The 19,509-nt window shown below is 74.1% G+C and carries 20 protein-coding genes; 13 read left to right on the top strand and 7 right to left on the bottom strand.

Annotated features, from left to right (window positions below; genetic code table 11):
• The first annotated feature begins 210 nt into the window (after positions 1–210).
• The 4 genes from GA0070606_RS29440 to GA0070606_RS29425 all read left to right on the top strand — a co-directional run bounded on the left by GA0070606_RS29440 (position 211) and on the right by GA0070606_RS29425 (position 2,105).
• Positions 211–822, top strand: coding sequence for a DsbA family oxidoreductase (locus GA0070606_RS29440; protein WP_245724862.1), 612 nt, complete (start codon positions 211–213; stop codon positions 820–822).
• Positions 819–1,337 (top strand): tRNA-specific adenosine deaminase, encoded by a 519-nt coding sequence (locus GA0070606_RS29435; protein WP_091106461.1) that lies wholly within the window; start codon positions 819–821, stop codon positions 1,335–1,337. Before GA0070606_RS29440 ends, GA0070606_RS29435 begins: the two co-directional genes overlap by 4 nt.
• Positions 1,334–1,654 carry a DMT family transporter gene (locus tag GA0070606_RS29430; RefSeq protein WP_091106460.1) on the top strand — a complete coding sequence of 107 codons (321 nt, stop codon included), beginning with the start codon at positions 1,334–1,336 and terminating at the stop codon, positions 1,652–1,654. Before GA0070606_RS29435 ends, GA0070606_RS29430 begins: the two co-directional genes overlap by 4 nt.
• 64 nt (positions 1,655–1,718) lie before the next feature.
• Positions 1,719–2,105, top strand: coding sequence for a DMT family transporter (locus GA0070606_RS29425; protein WP_091106459.1), 387 nt, complete (start codon positions 1,719–1,721; stop codon positions 2,103–2,105).
• 303 nt (positions 2,106–2,408) lie between these two features.
• On the opposite strand, the gene GA0070606_RS29420 is transcribed toward GA0070606_RS29425, so the two are convergent.
• Positions 2,409–3,416 carry a GlxA family transcriptional regulator gene (locus tag GA0070606_RS29420; protein ID WP_425413074.1) on the bottom strand — a complete coding sequence of 336 codons (1,008 nt, stop codon included), beginning with the start codon at positions 3,414–3,416 and terminating at the stop codon, positions 2,409–2,411.
• A 124-nt stretch (positions 3,417–3,540) separates the two neighbouring features.
• Here GA0070606_RS29420 and GA0070606_RS29415 point away from each other — a divergent pair, with 124 nt between their 5' ends.
• The 6 genes from GA0070606_RS29415 to GA0070606_RS29390 all read left to right on the top strand — a co-directional run bounded on the left by GA0070606_RS29415 (position 3,541) and on the right by GA0070606_RS29390 (position 8,762).
• Positions 3,541–4,425, top strand: coding sequence for an NAD(P)-dependent oxidoreductase (locus tag GA0070606_RS29415; protein ID WP_091106458.1), 885 nt, complete (start codon positions 3,541–3,543; stop codon positions 4,423–4,425).
• A 2-nt stretch (positions 4,426–4,427) separates the two neighbouring features.
• On the top strand, positions 4,428–5,042 hold the full coding sequence (locus GA0070606_RS29410; protein WP_091106457.1) for a maleylpyruvate isomerase mycothiol-dependent enzyme family protein: 615 nt from the start codon (positions 4,428–4,430) through the stop codon (positions 5,040–5,042).
• A 287-nt stretch (positions 5,043–5,329) separates the two neighbouring features.
• Positions 5,330–6,388, top strand: a complete 1,059-nt coding sequence (locus GA0070606_RS29405) for a sensor histidine kinase (RefSeq protein WP_176737470.1) — start codon at positions 5,330–5,332, stop codon at positions 6,386–6,388.
• The gene (locus GA0070606_RS29400) at positions 6,381–7,505 is read left to right on the top strand and encodes a hypothetical protein (RefSeq protein ID WP_141721881.1); all 1,125 of its coding nucleotides are present in this window, start codon (positions 6,381–6,383) and stop codon (positions 7,503–7,505) included. The genes GA0070606_RS29405 and GA0070606_RS29400 overlap by 8 nt, the downstream gene beginning before the upstream one ends.
• Positions 7,487–8,143 carry a response regulator transcription factor gene (locus tag GA0070606_RS29395; protein WP_091106454.1) on the top strand — a complete coding sequence of 219 codons (657 nt, stop codon included), beginning with the start codon at positions 7,487–7,489 and terminating at the stop codon, positions 8,141–8,143. The genes GA0070606_RS29400 and GA0070606_RS29395 overlap by 19 nt, the downstream gene beginning before the upstream one ends.
• Positions 8,144–8,267: 124 nt before the next feature.
• Entirely contained in the window at positions 8,268–8,762 is a 495-nt protein-coding gene (locus tag GA0070606_RS29390) for a hypothetical protein (protein ID WP_141721880.1), read from the top strand.
• Positions 8,763–8,882: 120 nt separating this feature from the next.
• Here the strand turns inward: GA0070606_RS29390 and GA0070606_RS29385 are convergent, their stop codons facing one another.
• A complete protein-coding gene (locus GA0070606_RS29385; protein WP_218106089.1) occupies positions 8,883–9,887 on the bottom strand; it encodes an alcohol dehydrogenase catalytic domain-containing protein in 1,005 nt (334 codons plus the stop codon).
• A gap of 132 nt (positions 9,888–10,019) precedes the next feature.
• Between GA0070606_RS29385 and GA0070606_RS29380 the strand changes: the two genes are divergently transcribed.
• Together GA0070606_RS29380 and GA0070606_RS32780 are read left to right on the top strand one after the other, a co-directional pair.
• Positions 10,020–10,733: a polyamine aminopropyltransferase gene (locus GA0070606_RS29380; protein ID WP_091106451.1), complete on the top strand. Its 714-nt coding sequence runs from the start codon at positions 10,020–10,022 to the stop codon at positions 10,731–10,733.
• A 117-nt stretch (positions 10,734–10,850) separates the two neighbouring features.
• Positions 10,851–11,027 carry a hypothetical protein gene (locus GA0070606_RS32780; protein WP_176737469.1) on the top strand — a complete coding sequence of 59 codons (177 nt, stop codon included), beginning with the start codon at positions 10,851–10,853 and terminating at the stop codon, positions 11,025–11,027.
• On the opposite strand, the gene GA0070606_RS29370 is transcribed toward GA0070606_RS32780, so the two are convergent.
• Positions 10,984–12,615, bottom strand: a complete 1,632-nt coding sequence (locus GA0070606_RS29370; RefSeq protein ID WP_091106449.1) for a glycosyltransferase 87 family protein — start codon at positions 12,613–12,615, stop codon at positions 10,984–10,986. The two genes, GA0070606_RS32780 and GA0070606_RS29370, sit on opposite strands and share 44 nt — an antisense overlap.
• 108 nt (positions 12,616–12,723) lie before the next feature.
• Between GA0070606_RS29370 and GA0070606_RS29365 the strand changes: the two genes are divergently transcribed.
• Positions 12,724–14,415, top strand: a complete 1,692-nt coding sequence (locus GA0070606_RS29365; RefSeq protein ID WP_091106448.1) for a long-chain-fatty-acid--CoA ligase — start codon at positions 12,724–12,726, stop codon at positions 14,413–14,415.
• A 35-nt stretch (positions 14,416–14,450) separates the two neighbouring features.
• Here GA0070606_RS29365 and GA0070606_RS29360 read toward each other — a convergent pair whose 3' ends face one another.
• From GA0070606_RS29360 to GA0070606_RS29345, 4 genes are all read right to left on the bottom strand, one after another.
• The gene (locus tag GA0070606_RS29360; protein WP_091106447.1) at positions 14,451–14,807 is read right to left on the bottom strand and encodes a hypothetical protein; all 357 of its coding nucleotides are present in this window, start codon (positions 14,805–14,807) and stop codon (positions 14,451–14,453) included.
• A 62-nt stretch (positions 14,808–14,869) separates the two neighbouring features.
• Complete coding sequence (locus GA0070606_RS29355) at positions 14,870–16,687, bottom strand: acyl-CoA dehydrogenase (RefSeq protein WP_091106446.1); 1,818 nt, start codon at positions 16,685–16,687, stop codon at positions 14,870–14,872.
• A 234-nt stretch (positions 16,688–16,921) separates the two neighbouring features.
• Positions 16,922–18,094, bottom strand: a complete 1,173-nt coding sequence (locus tag GA0070606_RS29350; protein ID WP_091106445.1) for an alanine--tRNA ligase-related protein — start codon at positions 18,092–18,094, stop codon at positions 16,922–16,924.
• A gap of 257 nt (positions 18,095–18,351) precedes the next feature.
• Complete coding sequence (locus GA0070606_RS29345; protein WP_091106444.1) at positions 18,352–19,497, bottom strand: fatty acid desaturase family protein; 1,146 nt, start codon at positions 19,495–19,497, stop codon at positions 18,352–18,354.
• Between the last annotated feature and the right edge of the window lie 12 nt (positions 19,498–19,509).

Genomic DNA, 19,509 nt, shown 5'->3' with positions numbered 1-19,509 from the left:
CGCCGGACCAGCCCCTGCGGGCCCGCCGGCCCGGCGGCGGCCGGCCTCAGGGGCGTGCACGGTGCGGGCTTGCCACGACGGAGAAGCGTGGTAGTTTACTTGCATGCACATGCACTTGAGTGCGGCAGCCGTCGGGGCTCCATCGACGCCGCCCCGAAGCCGACACATGTATGCACAGCCAACCTCGGTTCCGCAGCGGAGCGGGGAAGAGTGAGCACCACCACTGTGGAGCTGTTCGTGGACTACGTGTGCCCCTACTGCTTCCTCGTCGAGGACGCGGTGGCGGAACTGGAGCGCGAACGCGACGTCGAGGTCGTCGTCCGGCCGTACGAGCTGCGACCCGATCCGGTGCCGACGCTGAGGCCGGAGGACGACTACCTGCCACGGGTCTGGCGCGCCTCCGTCCACCCGCTGGCGCGGCGGCTCGGCGTGGACGTCGTCCTGCCCTCGGTTTCTCCGCAGCCACGCACCGCCAAGGCGTTCATGGCCCTGCAACTGGCGACGGAACGCGGCGTCGCGCGGGAGTACTCGTCGGCGATGTTCCGCGCGTTCTTCCAGCACGACCGCGACATCGGCGATGACGAGGTGATCGTCGACGTCGGCGCCGCGGTCGGTCTCGACCGGTCCGAGGTGCAACGCTCGCTGGCGAGCGAGGCACGACGCTCCCGCCAACTCGCCGACCAACGGTACGCGGCCGATTCGGTGGGCGTACGCGCCGTGCCCAGCTTCCGCATCGGTGGCCGCCTCCATTCCGGGGTGCTCGACGCGAACCGCCTGAAGAGGGCCGTGGACGAGGCGGCCGGTCGGGAGTCACCGCGATGAGCTGGACCGACGCGGCGCTGGCGTCGCTCATGGCCGACGCGGTGCAGTTCGGCGTCCGCCACGTCGAGGGCGGCGGCCTGCCGTTCGTGGGCGTGCTCGTCGGCGAGGACGGCTACGTCTCGACGCCCGGGGTCAACCTCGTACGGGAATCGGGAGACCCGACCGCGCACGCCGAGATCGTCGCGATGCGGGCCGCGCTGCGCGACCGCGACGGCGGCGACCTGGCGGGCACCCGGCTGCTGGCGACGGGCGAGCCGTGCGGCCTGTGCTACCGCTTCGCCCTCGACCACGGGGTCGGGCGAGTCCACGTCGCCGTGGACGCCGACACCGTCGCGGCGTACGGATTCGACTATCGCGGAAGCTACCCCGCGTTCCGGATCGACCGTTCCGCCCTGCCCGTCCCCGTGCACCGCCTGCCTGTCGCACGGGCACTGGAGCCGTTCGAGCGCTTCCGCCTCCTCGCCACCGGACGGCGCGCGCACCCCTTCTCCCCGCTAACGAAAGGAACAGCATGAACTGGATCCACCTGGGCATCGCCGTCGTCTTCGAGATCACGGTGGCCTTCGCGGCGAGCAAGGCGAGAGGCTTCACCCACCTGTGGTGGACCGTCGCGACCCTCGTCAGCGGCGCGATCGCGACCTTCTTCCTCAGCCTGGCGCTGCTGACCTTCGACGTCGGCGTCGGCTACGCGCTCTGGACCTCCGTGGCGGGGGTCGGGATCGTCGTCGTCGGCGCGCTGTTCATCGGGCAGCGCCTGAGCGTGCGGAAACTCCTCGGCATCCTCGTCGTCATCGGCGGCGTCGTCGGACTGCAGCTCAGTGGAGCGGCGTGACCGACCGGCCGGCGCTCACGCCGGCCCCGTCCACACCCTCGACCCGATCGAAAGGACCACTTCCATGACCGCGGCAGTTGCCCGACACCACACGAAGGCCGGCGCCTGGCTCGTGCTGCTCCTGGCCGGAGCGTTCGAAGTCGGCTACGCGCTCAGCGTCGGCGGCAGCGAAGGATTCACCCGCATCGGCTGGTCCGTCTCCGCCGTCGTCTTCTTCCTCCTGACGCTCTTCTGCCTCAGCCTCGCCCTGCGGAACATCGATGTCGGCATCGGCTACGCCGTCTGGGCGGGCATCGGCGCCGTCGGCGCGGCCGTCCTCGGCCCGGTGTTCTTCGACGAGTCCCTCACTCCCACCCGGGCGTTCTGGCTGGCTGTGATCATCGCGGGGGTCGTCTGGCTGAAGCTCGCGGACGGCGCGAGGCCCGCCGCGGAGCAGCCCGCGGCGCTCTGACGCCACGCCACGCCACGCCGCTGCCGGGCGGCGCAGCCACCGGCTGCGGACCGACCGGCAGCGGCGGGATGCGCCGCCGGCGATCCACACGGGAACCGTCAACGTTCGGCCACCAGCGGTGTGCGCCGTTCATGCCTCGTCCTCGTGGATCGCCGGCGGCACGGCCCACAGCGGCGTCGGCGCCGTGGCCGACGGCCCGGCGGTCGCCCCCGTTCGGTGGTCCGGCGCCGGGTCAAGCCCATCGCTGCCCGGCCCGCCGTGCCCACGGTCGGACCGGGCGCCGCACCCCCGACGTCCGCAGTGTCAGGCGACGTGCGGCTGCCGCACCGTCCGGGAGAAGGCCCGCCGGTATTCGCGCGGCGACACCCCGACCTGCTTCAGGAAGTGGTGACGGAGGTTGTTGGCGGTGCCGAGCCCGCTCAGCTCGCCGATCTTCTCCATCGACAGGCCGGTCGTCTCCAGCAGATCCTGCGCCCGGGCCAGGCGCTGCTGGAGCAGCCACTGCACCGGTGTCGTGCCGGTGGCCGCGTGTAGCCGCCGATAGAACGTGCGCGGGCTCATCGACGCCCGACGCGCCAGGTCCTCCACCGTCAACGGGCGGTCCAGGCGGGCGCGGGCCCATTCCAGCACGGGCGCCAGACCCGCGTCGTCCCGGACCGGCACTGACAGGTCGATGAACTGCGCCTGACCGCCCGGCCGGTGGGCGGGCACCACCATCCGCCGGGCGAGCTGGTTGGCGACGTGCGCACCTAGGTCCCGACGCACCAGGTGCAGACACAGGTCGAGCCCGGCCGTCAACCCCGCGCTGGTCAGCACGTCACCGTCGTCGACGTAGAGCACCGAGTCGTCGACCAGCACCTTCGGGTAGCGCGCCGCGAGCTGCGCGGTGTGCATCCAGTGCGCGGTGGCGCGGCGGCCGTCGAGCAGCCCGGCCTCGGCCAGCGCGAAGGCCCCGGTGCACAGCGACACCATCCGGGCGCCCGAGTCGTACGCCCGGCGCAGCGCCGTGACCAGCTCCGCCGGCAGCGGCGCGCCGTCCTCGACGCAGGCGTCAGGCACCGACGGCACGATCACCGTGTCGGCGCCGACCAGGTCGTCGAGCCCGTACCGGCAGCGCATCGCGATGCCGGACTCCGCCGGGCGGTCGGCCGGCCCCGGATCCATCCCGCAGAGCCGCAGCTCGTACCACGGGTCGACGAGGTCGGGCTGCGGCTTGCCGAAGACCGTGCACGGTATGGCGAGCTCGTAGAGGTCCCACGAGGGGAGCCCGATCTGCTCGGTCACCACCACGGCGACGGTTCCCACGCTCACGCCGCCGATCCTATGGCAGGAATTTGGTGACAGCCGGCACCAGTGCCACTGTCCGGGCGCGTCCGACGCTGCGAGGGTTGCGGCGTACCTGATCGACCGCAGCACCACGGACAAGGAGATGTACATGGATACCGGACGCGCACCGGTGACCGTCGTCGGGCTGGGCCAGATGGGATCGGCGCTGGCCACCACCCTCGTGGAAACCGGCCACCCGGTCACGGCCTGGAACCGGTCCGCCGGCAGGGCCCGGGCCGTGGCCGACCGGGGCGTCCGCGTCGCGGAGACGCCCCGGGAGGCGATCACGGCGAGCCGTCTCGTCGTCGTCTGCCTGCGGGACTACGCCGCGGTGCACGCCGTCCTCGACCCGGTCGTCGACGCGCTCGCCGGCCGGACCCTGGTCAACCTCACCTCCGGCTCGCCCGAGCAGGCCCGGGAGACGGCCACCTGGGCCGCGACGCACGGGGTCGACTACCTCGACGGAGCGATCATGACGACACCACCGGGAGTCGGCAGTCCGGAGGTGATGTTCCTCTTCGCTGGCGCGGAGGCGGCCTTCACCACTCACCGGCCGACCCTGGCGGCGCTGGGCGACCCGCTGCACCTGGGCACCGACCCGGGGCTGGCCTCGCTCTACGACGTGGCGCTGCTCGGCCTGATGTGGTCGACCATGACCGGCTGGCTGCACGGCACCGCCCTGGTCGGCGCGGAGCGGACGCCAGCCACGGCGTTCACGCCGGTGGCGCTGCGCTGGTTGGCGACGGTCGGCACCTTCCTGACCCGGTACGCCGGTCAGGTGGACGCCGGACGGTACCCGGGCGACGACGCGACCGTCGACATCCAGATCGCGGCCATCGAGCACCTCATCCACGCCGCCGCCGACCGGGGCGTCGACAACGCGCTGCCCGAGTTGCTGCGGGACATGATGCGCAAGGCGGAGGCCGGCGGCCACGGCGCGGACAGCTACGCGAGCCTGATCACGGTCCTGCGCCCGTCGGCCGGGGCGAGGTGACCATGACCGCGTCACCGACGACGGCGCTCCCCGGCGACACCCGGGCCTGGGCCGACCTGGTCTCCGCCACGTCGGACGAGTGCCGGGCGGTCCTCGCCGGCGGCGCCGACCGGGACTGGTCGGTCCCCGCCGCCGGTCTCGACTGGACCTGCCGCCAGACCCTCGACCATCTGGCTCTGGGCCTGGTCGGATACGCGGGCCTGCTCATCGCTCGCCCCACCGACAGGTACATCACCCTGTTCGCCGCGCTCGACCCGCAGGCGGAGATCACGGCCTGCCTGGAGGGCATCGGGATCGCCGCGACGCTGCTGGCCGGCACGGTCCGGCACAGCGTCGGGCAGGTGCGGGCCTGGCACCCGTGGGGCCACTCCGACCCGGCCGGGTTCGCCGCGATGGGGATCGTCGAGCTGACCGCGCACACGTACGACATCGCCCGCGCCCTCGGCGTCACCTGGGCGCCGCCGGAGCAGGCCAGCGTCGCCGCCGTGGCTCGGCTGTTCCCCGACGCGCCGACCGGGCACCGTCCCTCGGACACCCTGCTCTGGTGCACCGGTCGGACCGCGCTGCCCGGGCTGCCCCGGCGGACGACCTGGCAGTGGGACGGGACCGTGCGCTGATCCACCCACCGTCCCCGCCCGCCCGGCGCCGTCTGACTCGAATGCGACTCGACGGAGACACCGGTCGATGACGCACCTACGCTGGCTCGGGGTGAACGTTCGACAGGACTCGTCGGCCAGGAGGCGCGCCACCTTGCCGGGCAGGCCGTGCCACCTGGGGTGAGCCTGTTTCGACCGAAGGACGGGACGCCGTCATGAATCCGTGGCGACCGGGGCCGGCACCGCCCGGGCCCGCAGGTGCCACCGAACGCGAGTCGCACCGGTTGGGCCGACGGTACGCCGTGGTCATGCGCGCCACGGCGCTGTGCTGCGTGAGCGGCGCCGCGCTGTTCCAGGCCGGCCCGGACCGGCGTGCCCTGGTCGTCGGCACGGTCGTCGGGCTCGTCGCCTGGACCGTCGCGTACGCCCGCTTCAGCTCCCGGCGCTGGCTGTTGCCCGCGGACACGCTGGTGATCATGCTGCTGTGCCTGACCCAACGGTGGACCGTGCCCCCGGACGCGGTGGCGGACAGCACGAACTGGGTTCTCGCCCTCGTGTCGGTCACGGCCGTCGCCCACCAGTGGCTCACCACCGCGGCCGGCGGCGTGCTGCTGACCGCCGCGGTCGTGGTGGCGCACCTGGCCGGGAACGCCCTCGCCCTGCCCGACACCTGGTGGGGCACCGTTCCGCTCGGCCTGTGGACCTTCGCCGAGGCCGGCCTGTCCAGGGTGCTGTTCCTGCTCGTCCGGGCCGGGGCCCGACAGGCCGACCTCGCCCTCGCGGCCAGCGCACGGGCCCGGCGCGAAGCGGCGGTCGCGGCTGCCCGGCGTGCGGACGAGCGGGAGCACCTGGCGGTGCTGCACGACACCGCGGCAGCCACCCTGCTCGCGGTAGGCGCACGCATGGTCGACGGCACCGAGCCGTGGCTGGCCGAGCAGGCCGCCCGCGACCTGGAGGTCCTGGCCGGGCAGCCCGGCCTTCCCGGCGGCGACACGGACCTCGTACGGCTGCTGGCCCAGGTGGCGCGGCACGCCCCGGTCGCGGTGGACGTGCGCGCGCCGGCGGCCCTGCCGATGCCGGCGGTCCGGGCCACGGCGGTCAGCGCGGCGGTCCGGGAGGCGCTGACGAACGTGGCCCGCCATTCCGGCGTCGACACCGCGGAACTGGTGGTCAGGCCGGCGGGTGGCCGGATCCTGGTGGAGGTCTCCGACCGGGGCGGGGGCTTCGCGCCGGAGGGGGTGCCGCCGCACCGGCGCGGGGTGTCGCAGTCCATAGCGCAGCGCGTGGCGCGGGTCGGCGGGCGGGCGGTCGTGACGTCCCGTCCCGGCGCCGGCACCCTGGTCTCCCTGGAGGTGCCGAGTGGCTGAGCCGCTTCCCCACCTGATGGCGGGAAAGCTGCTGCGCGGGTTACGCCTGGCCACGCTGGCGATCGCGGCCACCACGTTGTTCGGCTTCGCCCTGCCGCTGCTGGTCGCGAACCCGCAGACCTACAGCAGCCTGGCGCGCCAGGTGCTCGCCTTCGCGATCCTCACCGTGGTCGTCGTGGTGGCCGGGGTGCGGATCCTGCGGGACGAGCCGCTCGGCCGGCCGCGCCGGGTCCTGGTGGCGGCGGTGGTCGTGGCGGCGGCGCTGGCGACCACCGGGATCCCGGCCGCCGACCTCATGTCCGAGGAGGAGTGGTCCTACGGCGTCATCGGCTGGTTCGGGCTGCTGCTGCTCGTCGACCGCAGCGTCGTGGGCGCGGCCGTCTTCCTCGGCGCGTACACCGTCGCGAGCTTCACGCAGCTCGCCCTGGTCGGGCAGCGGCACGAGACCGACGACCTGGTCGTCGTCACCGTGGTCATGCTCGGCTGCGAGCTGCCGGTCCTGGCCGGCGCCGTCGCGCTGCGTGGCCTCGTGGCCGCCTCGGCAGCCGCGACGGCCGACGCGGAGCGGGTCCGCACCGCCGAGGCCATCGCGGAGCACCTGCACGCCGACCGCCGGTCGAGGTGCGCGGACCTCACCGCCACGGCCATGCCGCTGCTGGCCGACCTGGCGAGGGGTTCGGCGAACCTGGGCGACGAACGGGTCCGCGGCGCCTACGCCGTGGCGGCGGCACGACTACGCCGCCTGTTCGCCGAACACGACGAGGCGGCCGACCCGCTGTTGCACGAGCTACGCGCCTGCCTGGATCCGGCCGAGCGCAACGGGGTCGCGATCTACATCGGAACGTGCGGGGCCTGGCCGACGCCGCCCCTGGCGGTACGTCGCGCGTTGACCGATCCCGCGCTGCGCGTCACGGCGAGGGCCACCTCGCAGGCGCGGGTCACGGTGCTCGGGTCGACCGCCGGCGTCACGGTGAGCGTCCTCGCCGACGTCGGGGCCGACGAGCTTGCCGGTACCGATCCCTCGGGCGGCGCCGCCGGCCATGACGACGTCGCCGTCAACCGACTCGTGGACGGGTCGAGAGTGTGGGTGGAGGCCACATGGCGACCGCGGGGCTGAACACGGTGGTGGTCGTCGACGACCACCCGGCGATCGTCTCCGGGATCGAGGCGTGGTGTGCCGCCGCCGACCCGCCGGTCCGGGTCGTCGACTCCGGCGGGACACCGGCGGTGGCGTGGACGGATCCGGGCCTCTACGCCGACGTCATCGTGCTCGACCTGCTGCTCGACGGGCAGGTCCCGGCGTACCCCGACCTGCGACGGCTCGTCGAGGCCGGCCGCCGGGTGATCGTCTACACCATGCGGGAGGACCGCGACACGATCCTCACGTGCCTCGACCTCGGCGCGTTCACCTGTCTGGCCAAGACGGAGGGGCCCGGCCACCTGGTCCACGCGATCCGCGCGGCGGGCGCGGACCTGCCCTACACGTCGCCGTCGATGGCCCGCGCCATCAGCACGGACGCCCGACCCGACCGGCCACGGCTCACGCCGAGGGAGACCGACGTGCTGGTCAGCTGGTTCGCCTGCGAGTCCAAGGAGATGGTGGCCCGCAAGCTCGGCCTGTCGGTGCGCACGGTCAACAGCTACATCGACCGGGTCCGCATCCGGTACGCCAACGCCGGGCGTCCCGCCTCCACGAAGGCCGCGCTGGTCGCCCGGGCCATCCAGGACGGTCTCGTCCGGCTCGACGAGTTGTAGGGAACCCGACCCGGGTCGTGGGTCGCTCGACCGTCACGACGCACCCGCGCCGCGCCCTAGCCTTCGGGCAGTGGACGGGCGGACACGACGCCGTGTGTCCCCCACGACCCAATCGGAGGAGATCATGCAGAAGCTACGAGCCCGCCTCGCCGCGGCGGCGGCAGCGGCCGTCCTGGTGCTCACTGGTCTTGTCGTGACCAGCGCCGGGGCGTCCGCGAGTCCGATCACGACTGCGGCACCCGGTTGGGAGAACGACGACGTGGTGGCCGCGTCGTCCCCCGGCCTGCCGAGCACCGTCTGCCAGGGCGGCCCGGGCGGCAGGTCGTGTTTCCAGAAGTACGGCGACAAGATCTGGGTGGTGGACAGCTACACCAACGGCCGCGGCCACTACGCCCAGTGGGAGAACTGGCTGCACAACGGAAGTACCTGGGTGCTGTACCGGCGAGGCACCTGCGGCAACGCTCTGACCACCGGGGTGTGGGGCTACTGCAACAAGGAGTTCTACGAGAACGGCACGAGCCCCAACGCGGTCGGGGGCCGTGGCAGCGGTATCCGGCTGTACTCGTGCGACGCCCTGGTCGGCTGCCAGGGGTACACCTGGATCGTCAACAACGGCTGACCGTCCCGCGCGTCGCGACGCGTCGGGCCGGCTCCGCCGTCCCGGTGGTCCGACGGGTCGAGCGCCGTCCTCCGTGGCTGCGGAGGACGGCGCTCGACCCGTCGGTTCGCCCGTGCCGGATCAGGGGCGCAGGATCAGCCGGATCGGGTTGCCCTGCTTGGTGTGCACCCGCCGCACCGCCTCCTCGGCCTCGGCGAGCGGCAGCACGTCGCTGACCGAGCCGCTCAGGTCGAGCCGCCGCTGCCGGGCCAGGGACACGAGCTGCACGACGTGCTCGGACTCGGAGCCGTAGTGGCCGAGCACCGCCTGCTGGAAGTAGTTGAACGGGCTGTCGGAGGCGATGGTGACCGGCTTGCCGGCGATGCCGGCGAGGACCAGCCGGCCGCGGCGGCCGAGGACGGTCAGCGCCTGCTCGCGCACGGCGGTCACCCCGGCGAAGTCGAACGCCACGTCCAGCCCGCGCCCGTCGGTCAGCTCCAGCACGGCGTCGCGGAACGCGGGGTCGGCCGGGTCGAGCACCGCGTCGGCCCCGAGGGCCACCGCCCGGTCCCGTGCCGTGGCCAACGGCTCCACCGCGATGACCGGGGCCGCGCCGACCAGGCGCAGCAACTGCACGGCGTGCGCGCCCAGGCCGCCCACGCCCCACACCCCGACCGCCTCGCCGGGGCGGGTACGCGCGGTGTCCGTCACCGCCGCCCACGGCGTGGAGACCGCGTCCGGAATGATGCAGGCCTGCTCGAACGGCAGGTCGTCCGGGATCGGCACCACCGTGTCCTCGCTGGCCACCGCGTACTCGGCCCAGCCGCCGTCGTAGTCCACGCCGCGGGTGAACACCGTGCCGCGCCGGTCCCGCTCCCCCGCCTGGAGCAGCACCCGCCGGCCCGGCTCCCACCCCTCGACGTCATCGCCCAGCGCGTCGACGACCCCGGCCACCTCGTGACCGAGCGTCACCACGTCGCCGGGCAGGTAGAGCGGGGTGAGGGTGCCGTCGATCAGGTGCACGTCGGAGAGGCAGACCCCCGCCGCCTCGACCCTGATCCGCACCTGCCCCGGCGCCGGCTCCGGCACCGCCACCGACTCCATCCGCAGCGTCCGGTCCGCCAGGTGCAGCCGCCCGGCCAGCATGTCCGCCACTGTGCGCGCCCCCTGTCCGGCCTCCGGTCGGCGGCCCTCGACGCCGAGGGCATACCCGGCCGGGCGGCAGGAATGCGCGGCGAGGGCCGGCGTCCGGGGCACCGCCGGGTAGCATCGCGCCCCGTGGGCGTGCGATTCGAGGAACTGGCCTGGCGGGAGACCCCCATCGGCCTCATCAGCCTGCGCCGGCGACGCGACCCGTCGCTCGGCGTCGAGGTGTACGAGGTCAAGCTCGACGACGAGTTCCTGATGTCCAGCCTCTTCCCCGTCGCGGAGATCGAGCTGGCCCGGCTGGGGCTCGCCCCGCTTGCCGGGCACGGCCTCGACGTGGTCGTCGGCGGCCTCGGCCTCGGCTACACCGCCCGCACCGCGCTCTCCGACGACCGGGTCGGTTCGCTGCTGGTGGTGGAGGCGATCGAGGACGTCATCGACTGGCACCGCCGGGAGCTGCTGCCCTTCGCCGCCGGGCTGGCCTCCGACGCGCGTACCCGCTTCGTGCGGGCCGACTTCTTCGCCGCCGTCGCCGACGGCACCGGCTTCGACCCGGGGGAGCCGGGGCGGCGGTTCCACGCCGTGCTGCTCGACGTCGACCACTCGCCGCGCAACGTGCTGCACCCCGCCCACGCCGCCTTCTACACGCCGGACGGCCTGCGCCGCCTCGCCGCCCACCTGCACCCGGACGGGGTGTTCGCCCTCTGGTCGGACGATCCGCCCGATCCCGCGTTCGGCGAGGCGCTCGCCGCCGTGTTCCGCACCGCGCGGGCGCACGTCGTCCCGTTCGCCAACCCGCTGACCGGCGGCGAGTCGGCGAACACCGTGTACGTCGCCCAGCGCTGACGCGCCGTCCCCGCCGGGCCGTGACCGGACGCCGCCGCCCGCGCCGGCATGCTGCCGCCCGGACCGGGAAGGCGGGTGGGGGCCGCGCGGCGCGGCCGGGAGTCACGGGAGGTGGACATGCGGGCCATGCTCTGGGTCGTCGCCGTCGTCGGCGGCGCGCTCGTCCTGCTCGGGCTGATCCTCGAGGCGGTGCGCTGGCTGGCGATCATCGGTGCGGTGGCGCTGATCGCGGCCGTCGTCCTGGCCGTGGTCAAGGGGCGGCAGGCGATGCACCACTCCGCCGGGCGCCGGTGACGTCGAGCGCGGCGGCCAGTTCCTCGTCGTAGCTGGCGAGCGGCCGCCCGTCGGCCGCGTAGGCCACCAGCCGGCCGTGCGTCATGGTCGCCGACCGGAACGAGAACGTCCGGGGCCCAGGGTGGGCCGCCAGCAGCGGGATGCCCCGCGGCGCGCCCCCGGGGGCCGAGTGGTATTCCAGCCGGGCGACCTCCGCCGACACCACCCCGTTGACCCTGACCTTGGTCTTCTCCCGCCGGGTGCCGAAGGTGACCGGGGAGCCGGTCCCGTACGCGGCGCACTCCGCCGGGCCCCGGCAGACGAAGAAGTAGCGCGGATTGTGCACGTCGGAGAGCGTGTAGGCCTTGAACGTGGGGTCGGCGCCGGCCGGCAGCGGCTGCACGGCGAAGAACGCCAGGGCCAGCGCGGCGGTGGTGCCCACCCGCAGCCAGCCACGGGCGGCCGGGGGCCGCCGCTCCGCCCCGGCCACGGCCAGCGCCGCCCCGCCGAACCCGGCCAGGCAGAGCGCCGCGACGCCGAGCGCCCGGGCGTTCTCGAGGAGGAACTGGATGCCGGGGGTGGTCGAGACCGGGGCGAGCACCACCCCCAGCGAGACCACCATCGTCACCAGCAGGGCGGCGCCGGCCACCCGCCGGGCGACCCCGTGGGCGCCGACCAGCAGCATCGCCGCCAGCACCGGCCAGATCTGGTGGTGGGTCCAGGACACCGGGGACGCCGCCACGGTGGCGCACCCGACGAGCACGGCGGCGTGGCCGGGCCGCCCCTGCGCGGCGAGGTGCCGGGCCCGCAGCAGGGCCACCCCGCAGACGACGGCCACCAGGGCCGCCCAGAGCAGCGGCAGGGACGCCTCGTCGAGCCCGAGTCGCAGCAGCATGCCGTGCACCGACTGGTTGCCGAGGGAGGCGAGGTTGCCGACCCGGGACGTGTCCCGGACCGCCTCGGCCCAGTACGTCCAGCTCGCCGCCGGCAGGACCGCCGCGCCGAGCGCCGCGCAGGCAAGGAAGGTGGCCGCGGCCCGCCCGGCGTCCCGGTAGCGGCCGGTGGCGAGGAAGTAGACCACGAACAGCAGCGGGGTGAGCTTGACCGCCGCGGCCACCCCGACGAGCACGCCCCGCAGCCGGGGCGGCACGACGCCCGTGCCGTCCAGCAGGGCGAGCAGCACGATGAAGATGCTGACCTGGCCGAAGCGCAGGTTGCTCTGCACCGGGGCGGAGAGCATGAGCGCGCAGGCGACGGCCGGCACGACGAGGGCGCGTCGTCGCCCCGGGCCGACGAGCACGCGACCGACCGCCACCGCGATGGCGACCACGGCGAGGCAGGTCAGCGCCAGCCAGACCCCCTGCGCGACGCCCTCGGGGACGGCCGCGACCGGCCACAGCACGAGGGCCGCGAACGGCGGGTAGGTGAAGGGCCCGCCGTTCTCGGCGACGAAGTCGTAGAGGGGGCGGCCGGCATGCAGGTGCAGCAGCGCGCCACGGTAGATGTGCAGGTCGGAGAGGCGGTCGGGGCGGAGGGCCACGAGCGCCGACGACGCCGCGGCGAGAGCGACGAAGATCGACCAGAGCGCCGCCACCCGCCGATCACGCATCGTCGGATTCTACGTCCGGACGCCCTCCGCCGGGGGACCCGACACGATACCTACGGTACCGTAGGTTACCGTGAGGTATGCCTGCGGCGTGAGGTGCGGAGGAGAGACATGGACCTGAGTGCGGAGCGGCCCTGGCTGCGCAGCTACGCCCCGGACGTGCCGGCGACCGTCCCGCCCTCCGACGAGTCGCTGGTCGACCTGCTGCGCGAGGCGGACCGCGGGTTCGGCGCCCGCGTCGCCCTCGACTTCTTCGGCGCCACCACCACGTACGCCGACCTGGCCGGCCAGGTGGCCCGGGCGGCCGAGGCCCTGCGCCGGCTCGGCGTGGGCCGGGGCGACCGGGTGGCCCTGGTGCTGCCCAACTGCCCCCAGCACGTCGTCGCCTTCTACGCCGTGCTGCGCCTCGGCGCGGTGGTCGTGGAGCACAACCCGCTCTACACCGAGCAGGAGCTCACCCACCAGCTCGCCGACCACGGGGCCCGGGTCGCGGTCGTCTGGGACAGGGTCGCCCTCCTCGTCGCCCGCACCGCCGCGAGTACGGCGGTCGAGACCGTGGTCGCCGTGGACCTGACCCGGGCGCTGCCCCGGCGCAAGCGCTGGGCGCTGCGGCTGCCGCTGGCCCGCGCGCGGGCCACCCGGGCGGCGATGACCGGCCCCGCGCCGGGGGCGCTGTCCTGGGAACGGCTGGTGGCCGGGGCGAGCCCTCTCGATCCCGCGCACCCGGCCCCCGGCCCGGACGACACGGCGCTGCTGCAGTACACGGGCGGCACCACCGGCACCCCGAAGGGCGCCGTCCTGACCCACCGCAACCTGCGCGCCAACGCCGCGCAGGGCCGCGCCTGGGTGCCGGGCCTGCGCGACGGCGAGGAGACCGTCTACGCGGTGCTGCCGCTGTTCCACGCGTACGGGCTGACGCTCTGCCTCACCTTCGCGGTGGGCATCGGCGCCACGCTCGTGCTGTTCCCCCGCTTCGACGTCGACCAGACCCTGGAGGCGGTGCGCCGCCGCCCGCCGACCTTCCTGCCGGCCGTCCCGCCGATCTACGAGAAGCTCGCCACCGCCGCCCGGGAACGCGGGATCGACCTCACCTCGGCCCGGTACGCCATCTCCGGAGCCATGGCGCTGCCCCCGGCGACGGTCGAGCTGTGGGAGTCGGTCACCGGCGGGCTGCTCGTGGAGGGCTACGGCATGACCGAGACCTCCCCGGTGGCGCTGGGCAACCCGGTCTCCCCCGCCCGGCGGCCGGGCACGGTCGGCGTGCCGTTCCCGTCCACCGAGATCCGCATCGTCGACCCCGAGGATCCCGCGCGCGACCGCGATCCGGGCCAGGCGGGCGAGCTGCTGGTGCGAGGGCCGCAGGTGTTCGCCGGGTACTGGCGGCGACCGGAGGAGACGGCGGCGGTGCTGCTGCCGGGCGGGTGGCTGCGCACCGGGGACGTCGTGGTGATGGACGACGACGGATTCGTCACGGTGGTCGACCGGATCAAGGAACTGATCATCACCGGCGGGTTCAACGTCTACCCCTCCGAGGTGGAGGACGCCCTGCGCCGGATTCCCGGCGTCCGCGACGCCGCGGCGGTCGGCCTGCCTGGCGGGCACGGCGGCGAGGAGGTCGTGGCGGCGGTCGTGCCGCACGAGGACGCCGACCTGGACGAGGCGGGCGTCCGCGCCGCGTGCCGGGAGCACCTCACCGCGTACAAGGTGCCCCGCCGGGTCGTCCTGGTCGACGACCTGCCCCGCTCCCAGATCGGCAAGGTCCTGCGCCGCGAGGTCCGCGACCGGCTGCTCGCCGCACGCTGAGACGGGCCCGGCCGGTCCGACGCTCCTGTGCCGCGTCAGGCGACGGGCGGGCCGGCCCGCAGGATGCGCCGGGCCCGGCGGCGGTCGAGCCACCGCGGCTCGGGCGGGTCCGTCGGTTCGGCGCCGAGGACCAGGTCCAGCAGGAGCATCACCCAGAAGCCGGCCGCGCTGACGATGTTGCGGGCGTGACCCGGTTCCGGCGCGCCCGGCGGCAGCACGGCCTGCGCCCACCGCCAGGCCACCCAGGCGACCTCCCGGTCCGGATGGTGGCGTCCCGCGCGGCTGAGCCGCCGGACCTCGGAGCGCGCGGACGCCGGCAGCCGCCACCACCGCCGCAGGTCCGCGAGCCGCTCTTCGGCGGGGGTGGGGGCGGTCGTGTCACCGGGGTTCATGACTGGCAAGGATAGGCCGGCCAGCGGCCCCCCACCGCCCGGGGCGAGGCCCGTGCGACGGCTCAGAACCAGTCGTCGCGCATGTCCAGGGTGGTCCGGTCGAGGCTGTCCAGCAGGTCGAACTGCGGACCGGTGCGGGGCAGCTCGTGGCGGAAGAAGTAGCGCGCCGCCTGCCGCTTGCCGGCGTGCAGGTCGGCGTCCGGACCGTCGCCCGGGCCGCCGTCGGCCTCGACGACGAGCAGCTGTTCCAGCCACATCCAGGCGATCACCACGTGGCCGACCGCCTCCAGGTAGACGCTGGCGTTGGCCAGCGCCACCTCCGGGTCGCCGGTGCCCCACAGCCGCCGGGTGACCAGGGTGACCCGGTCCAGCGCCGCGCCGAGCGAGGCGGCCAGCTCGGCGGCCTCGCCCTCGGCCTTCCACGCCCGGGTGACCGTGGCGCGGACCGTCTCCACCAGCAGCGCCAGCCCGGCCCCGTCGCGCATGGTCACCTTGCGGCCCAGCAGGTCCAGCGCCTGGATGCCGTGCGTGCCCTCGTGGATCGGATTGAGCCGGTTGTCCCGCCAGTGCTGCTCGACGTCGTAGTCGCGGGTGTAGCCGTAGCCCCCGTGCACCTGGATGGCGAGGTCGTTGGCGACCAGGCACCACTGCGACGGCCAGCTCTTCGCGATCGGGGTGAGCACGTCCAGCAGCAGGCGCGCCCGCTCGCGGTCCGCCGCCTCCGGCGCGGTCTTCTCCTCGTCGAGCAGCCGGCCACAGTAGAGAACCAGCGCCAGCGCGCCCTCCACGTAGCTCTTCTGCGCCAGCAGCATCCGCCGCACGTCGGGGTGCGCGACGATCGGCACCTGCGGCGCGCCCGGGTCCTTGTCGGCGAGCGGGCGCCCCTGCGGTCGCTGGCGGGCGTACGCGAGCGACTTCAGGTAGCCGGTGTAGCCGAGGGCGGTGGCGCCGGCGCCCACCCCGATCCGGGCCTCGTTCATCATGTGGAACATCTGCGCCAGGCCCTGGTGCGGTTCGCCGACCAGGTGACCGACCGCGCCGGGGCGGCCACCCGGTCGGTGCACGCCCTCGCCGAAGTTGAGCAGCGTGTTGGTGGTGCCCCGGTAGCCCATCTTGTGGTTGAGGCCGACCAGCACCACGTCGTTGCGCGCGCCGGGCGCGCCGTCGGCGTCGAGCAGCACCTTGGGCACGATGAACAGCGAGATGCCCTTGACCCCGGGCGGCCCGCCGGGGATCCGGGCGAGGACCAGGTGGACGATGTTCTCCGACAGCTCGTGGTCGCCGCCGGAGATCCACATCTTGGTGCCGTGGAGCCGGTAGGTCCCGTCGTCCTGCGGCTCGGCGCGGGTGGTGATGTCGGCCAGCGAGCTGCCGGCCTGCGGCTCGGACAGGCACATGGTGCCGAAGAACCGGCCCTCCACCATCGGCCGGACCCAGGTGTCGATCTGCTCCGCGCTGCCGTGCGCCAGCAGCAGGTTGGCGTTGCCGAGGGTCAGGAACGGGTAGGCCGAGGTGCCGATGTTGGCGGCCTGGAACCAGGCGAAGCAGGCGGCCCGCACGGCGTGCGGCAACTGCATCCCGCCGACCGAGGCGTCCATGCTGGCGGCCAGCAGCCCGGTCTCGGCGAACACGTCGAGGGCCTGCCGGACCTGCGGAATGATGTGCACCCGACGACCGTCGAAGGTGGGCTCGGTGAGGTCGGCGGCCCGGTTGTGCGGGGCGAAGCGCTCGGTGGCCACCCGCTCGGCGAGGTCCAGCACGGCGTCGAAGGTCTCCCGCGAGTGCTCGGCGTAGCGGGGCCGCTCGGTCAGCCGGGTCACCTCCAGCCAGTCGTGCAGGAGGAAGCGCAGGTCGCGACGGGAGAGCAGGGTGGACGACAACGGGTCTCCTTCCGTCGGCGGGGCACGCCGTCGGCCGACGGCCCGGCGACGCCCCCGCGCAGGCCCATCCTGACCGATCGGGCGGCCGGCGCACCAGTCGACGCGGCGGGTCGCGCCCGGACCGCCCGGGCCGGGCCGGGCCGTGCGGGGCCGGGCCGTGCCGTGCGGGGCCGGGCCGTGCCGCGCGGGGCCGGGCCGGGCCGCGCGGGGCCGGGCCGGGCCGGGCCGGGCCGGCTACCGCGCCTCGCTCAGCAGCCCGTCGACCAGGTCGCGCGGGAGCCCGTGGGTGTCGTGCAGGTCGCGGTAGTCCTCGTCGGTCAGCGGGCCCCGGGACCGCCGCCGGGAGACGACGGGCCGCCCGCGCCGCAGCAGCTCGCGGAACCGTCGTTCCTCTCCGGAGAACACCTGCCGCACCTCGTCGACGGTGACCCGCTGTCCGAACCCGTCGAGGGTGTGCCGCACCGGCCCGGTGGGCAGGTCGGACAGGCTGCGGGACGGGTCGTCGCGCCAGAGGGTCGTCAGCGCGCGGCGCAGCAGCCGGCGCAGCACGTAGCCGCGGCCGGTGTTCGAGGGGCACACGCCGTCGCCGACGACCGCCACGCTCGACCGCAGGTGGTCGCCGACCAGGCGCAGCGGCTCGTCGCGCAGGCCCCACACGTCGCCGACGCCGCGCACCCACGGCACGAGCCCGTCGCCCTCGAAGACCGAGCGGTGCCCGCGCAGCACCATCTCCAGCCGTTCGAAACCCATTCCGGTGTCCACGTTGGACTGTCGCAGCGGCGTCAGCCGGCCGTCGGGGTGCCGGTGGTAGCGCATGCCGACGTGGTTCCAGAGCTCCATCCACCGGTCGTCGGTGCCGGGGGTGCCCCGCGGCGGGCCGTCGCCGGTCCACACGAAGAGCTCCGTGTCGGGCCCGCACGGCCCGGTCGGGCCGTTGGACCACCAGTTCTCCTCCCCGGTCAGCTCCACGGGCAGGCCGATCTCCTCCCAGATGCGCTGGGAGGCCTCGTCGGGGCCGACCTGGTCGTCGCCGCCGAAGACGGTCACATGCAGCCGGTCGTGGTCGATGCCGAAGCCGTCACGCAGCAGAACGTAGCCCCAGCGCAGGCTCTGCGGCAGGTCGTAGTCGCCGAGCGACCAGGAGCCGAGCATCCGGAAGAGGGTCAGATGGGTGGAGTCGCCGACCTCGTCCAGGTCGGTGGTGCGCAGGCAGCGCTGCACGTTGACCAGCCGCCGACCCAGGGGGTGCGGGCGACCCTCCAGGTAGGGCGTCAGGGGGTGCATCCCGGAGGTGGTGAACAGCACCGGGTCGCCCGGCGGCGGGATCAGGGAGCAGTCGGGCACGGTCTCGTGGCCGCGCTCGCGGAAGAAGTCGAGGAACGTCCGGCTGATCGGGTCGTACGTCATGGCGGGTGGCCTTTCCGGGCAGGGCGGCCGGAAAGGGTCCACCGCCGGAGAACCGGCGGGCCGGAGAAAGGAGGACGCCGGCGGACCGTTTCCGGTCGCCGGCGGGATTTGGTGGGGTCAGGCGGCGGCGACCGACGAGCGCGAAGCTCGCGCGGCCGCGGCGGCGTGCTGGTGCCTGATCTCCATGCCCCGACTGTATCGCGGGCCACGGCCCGCCGCCCAGCGGATTACCGGCCGGGCGGCGGCGTCGGTGGCGGTCAGGCGTTGGCGGAGGCGACGAGGGCCGGTGCGGATCGGTCGTCGACCCGGCGGGGCGCCTTCCGGTTGGGCAGGGACAGCCGGACGACCTTCCGCCACGCGGAGAAGACCTGCCGGGGCAGCGAGCCGGTGGTGTACCTCAGCCCGTACCGGTCGAAGAGGGCTCGCACGTCGGGGGCGATCTCCTGGTAGCGGTTGCTGGGCAGGTCGGGGAAGAGGTGGTGCTCGATCTGGTAGGACAGGTTGCCGGTCATGATGTGCATCAGCCTGCTGCCGCTGATGTTGGCCGAGCCCAGCATCTGCCGCAGGTACCACTCGCCGCGCGTCTCCCCCTCGATCGAGCGCTTGGAGAAGGTCTCCACGCCCTCCGGGAAGTGCCCGCACATGATCACCGAGTGGCTCCACAGGTTGCGCAGCACGTTGGCGGTGAAGGTGGCGGCCAGGGTGTGCAGGAAGGACGGCCCCGACAGCAGCGGGTGCAGGACGTAGTCCTTGAGGACCTGCCGGCGGATCTTGCGGCCCACCGCGCGGGCCCGGGCCCGGAACTCCGGGTCCTTGTGACGGCCCTTGCGCAGGTTGCGCCCCAGCTCCAGGTCGTACGCGGCGATGCCGTACTCGAAGAAGCAGGCGTTGACGAAGTTCCACAGCGGCTGGCCCAGGTGCATGGGGTGCCAGCGCTGGTCCTCGTCGACGCGCATGATGCCGTAGCCGAGGTCGTTGTCCTTGCCGAGGACGTTGGTGTAGGTGTGGTGCAGCTCGTTGTGCGAGTGCTTCCACTGTTCGGCCGGGCTGGCCATGTCCCACTCCCACGTCGTGGAGTGGATCTTCGGGTCCCGCATCCAGTCCCACTGACCGTGCAGGACGTTGTGGCCGATCTCCATGTTCTCCAGGATCTTGGCCACGGTGAGCCCGGCCGTCCCCACGACCCAGGCCGGCGGGAAGAGCGAGAACAGCAGCACCACCCGGCTGCCCAGCTCCAGCTTGCGCTGGGTGGAGATGAGCCGACGGATGTACGCGGCGTCCCGCTCGCCCCGGTCGGCGATCACCCGGTCGCGGATGGCGTCGAGTTCCTTGCCGATGACCTCGATGTCCTCGGCGGTCAGGTGGGCGATCGGGTTGACGGGCTTCTTCTCAGTCACGGTCACGTCGGGTACTCC

This window comes from Micromonospora citrea (assembly GCF_900090315.1).
GTDB classification, from domain to species: Bacteria; Actinomycetota; Actinomycetes; order Mycobacteriales; family Micromonosporaceae; genus Micromonospora; species Micromonospora citrea.
This window is presented reverse-complemented; position numbering and strand designations above follow the sequence as displayed.

Coding starts and splice junctions, on each gene's coding strand:
- GA0070606_RS29415 (WP_091106458.1), top strand. CDS start 3,541: ATGGATACCGGACGCGCACCGGTGACCGTCGTCGGGCTGGGCCAGATG.
- GA0070606_RS29390 (WP_141721880.1), top strand. CDS start 8,268: ATGCAGAAGCTACGAGCCCGCCTCGCCGCGGCGGCGGCAGCGGCCGTC.
- GA0070606_RS29365 (WP_091106448.1), top strand. CDS start 12,724: ATGGACCTGAGTGCGGAGCGGCCCTGGCTGCGCAGCTACGCCCCGGAC.
- GA0070606_RS29425 (WP_091106459.1), top strand. CDS start 1,719: ATGACCGCGGCAGTTGCCCGACACCACACGAAGGCCGGCGCCTGGCTC.
- GA0070606_RS29350 (WP_091106445.1), bottom strand. CDS start 18,094: ATGACGTACGACCCGATCAGCCGGACGTTCCTCGACTTCTTCCGCGAG.
- GA0070606_RS29395 (WP_091106454.1), top strand. CDS start 7,487: ATGGCGACCGCGGGGCTGAACACGGTGGTGGTCGTCGACGACCACCCG.
- GA0070606_RS29385 (WP_218106089.1), bottom strand. CDS start 9,887: ATGCTGGCCGGGCGGCTGCACCTGGCGGACCGGACGCTGCGGATGGAG.
- GA0070606_RS29430 (WP_091106460.1), top strand. CDS start 1,334: ATGAACTGGATCCACCTGGGCATCGCCGTCGTCTTCGAGATCACGGTG.
- GA0070606_RS29370 (WP_091106449.1), bottom strand. CDS start 12,615: ATGCGTGATCGGCGGGTGGCGGCGCTCTGGTCGATCTTCGTCGCTCTC.
- GA0070606_RS32780 (WP_176737469.1), top strand. CDS start 10,851: ATGCGGGCCATGCTCTGGGTCGTCGCCGTCGTCGGCGGCGCGCTCGTC.
- GA0070606_RS29405 (WP_176737470.1), top strand. CDS start 5,330: ATGCGCGCCACGGCGCTGTGCTGCGTGAGCGGCGCCGCGCTGTTCCAG.
- GA0070606_RS29435 (WP_091106461.1), top strand. CDS start 819: ATGAGCTGGACCGACGCGGCGCTGGCGTCGCTCATGGCCGACGCGGTG.
- GA0070606_RS29360 (WP_091106447.1), bottom strand. CDS start 14,807: ATGAACCCCGGTGACACGACCGCCCCCACCCCCGCCGAAGAGCGGCTC.
- GA0070606_RS29410 (WP_091106457.1), top strand. CDS start 4,428: ATGACCGCGTCACCGACGACGGCGCTCCCCGGCGACACCCGGGCCTGG.